Genomic DNA, 1752 nt, shown 5'->3' on the forward strand with positions numbered 1-1752 from the left:
TTTATAATGAAGCGTTTTCATACGGAAGAAGTCTCTTTACCTTATCATGAATGCGTTTTCAAGGATTTGGTGGAATCTACAAATCCACTATCTTATATTCGTTCATTTTGACAAAGATTTCAATAGAAGAATGGATTGTATGTGTGAAAAACAATGATAATATAAGGGTATCCACCCCATAAGGAGTATCACTATGAAACCATCACCGTATTTGACGTATTCATATAAAGATTTCATCGATTCACCCGAAGGACTTGCAGATAGCATTGCGGAGATCTTAGGATGTCCGGTCACCATTGAAGATGCTAATCATTGCATTGTCTCCTACAGCAAACATGAACAGAACGTGGATCATGCACGGACCGCGACCATCATGAGACGGAAAGTACCTGAGCATGTGATTAACGGGTTATGGAAACACGGGTTTATGGCTAAGCTTTTCGAAAGTGAAGAGCCCATTGTTGTTCATAAAATTGACGCCATCGGCCTTGGTGATCGCCTGGCTATATCTGTTCGTAAAGACAACGAAATCCTTGGCTTCATATGGGCGCAAACAAATGACTCTCCCGTTACTTCCGAGCATCTGGAAGAATTGAAAGAAGCGGCCCAGTGGGTGAGTCACTATTTACTTAGACAGCAGGCTAAGAAGAAAAAGACGGACGAAAGCAGCAAAGAATTTTTCTGGCACCTGCTGACAGGCTCTTTAAAGAATCCGACAGAGATCAAACGGATGGCGAAAAAGTATCAGATGAACTTGAATGGTCAGCTTTGTGTAGCAGTCTTCGAATTTACAGAAGACATGAGTCAAGCTGTTGAACGACACGCGTATTATTTAACGGAAACCCTTCATCAAACGCGGGTTGTGAACCGGATATTCGATGATCGACAGCTTATTCTGCTTGTCCGAACGGATAATAAAGAGGATGCGAATGAGATGAACCAGGCGTTCATTCGTGAATTCACACAAAAAATGAAAGAACGGCTTCACTTTGAGGATTTAAAAGGGGCTTTCGGATTGATCTACGATTCGCCGTCCTTCATTAGCGACAGCTATAAACAGGCGTTGAAAGTTCTGAAATTGAAGGAGCAGTATTCCGAAGGTCTCAAGCATGTCGACAACTACCAGGATCTCGGGGTCTATCAATTCATTCATGAACTGGCTGCCCTTCAAAAAAAGGAAAACTATAAAAATGATGCTCTCAACCATATTAAAACATACGATGAACGCCATAACTCCATGCTGCTTGAGACCTTGAAAGTCTTTCTGGAACATAACAGTAATGTGCACCAGGCAGCTGCTCACATGCATATTCATACGAACACCCTGAACTACCGCTTAAAACGGATCAAAGAAATCGGAAACATCGACTTTAAAGATATGAATCAAAAAACGATGCTTTATTTAGATCTATTGATTTATGAAAACGAACAGGAGGATTTGTGATTTTACACAAATCCTCCTGTTTATTTTTTCAGTTTCACCTAAATAAAAAGAGCTATAGAAGAGCTATACTTTCCTTACATACAACTTGAAAGGTGGACTCCCCATGATTATCGGAATTCCAAGAGAGATTAAAAATAATGAAAACCGCGTAGCTATTACGCCTTCAGGTGTCGTCAACCTCATCCACGCAGGTCACAAGGTTCGTGTCGAAACACATGCAGGTACTGGCAGTAATTTTACAGACGAAGAATATCGTGATGCTGGTGCTGAGATTGTTGAAACCGCTTCCGATATCTGGATGAATTCTG

General features: G+C 41.0%; 1 protein-coding gene and 1 pseudogene. Both read left to right on the top strand.

Translation table 11 applies throughout. The features are described from left to right. Window positions 1-193: 193 nt before the first annotated feature. The gene (locus WAM07_RS12735) at window positions 194-1444 is read left to right on the top strand and encodes a PucR family transcriptional regulator (RefSeq protein ID WP_422167383.1); all 1251 of its coding nucleotides are present in this window, start codon (window positions 194-196) and stop codon (window positions 1442-1444) included. Between the two features lie 103 nt (window positions 1445-1547). Further along, a pseudogene (locus WAM07_RS12740) lies at window positions 1548-1752 on the top strand (alanine dehydrogenase); the annotation flags it as partial.

The sequence above is a fragment of the Halobacillus sp. genome (genome assembly GCF_049282395.1).
Lineage (GTDB): Bacteria > Bacillota > Bacilli > Bacillales > Halobacillaceae > Halobacillus.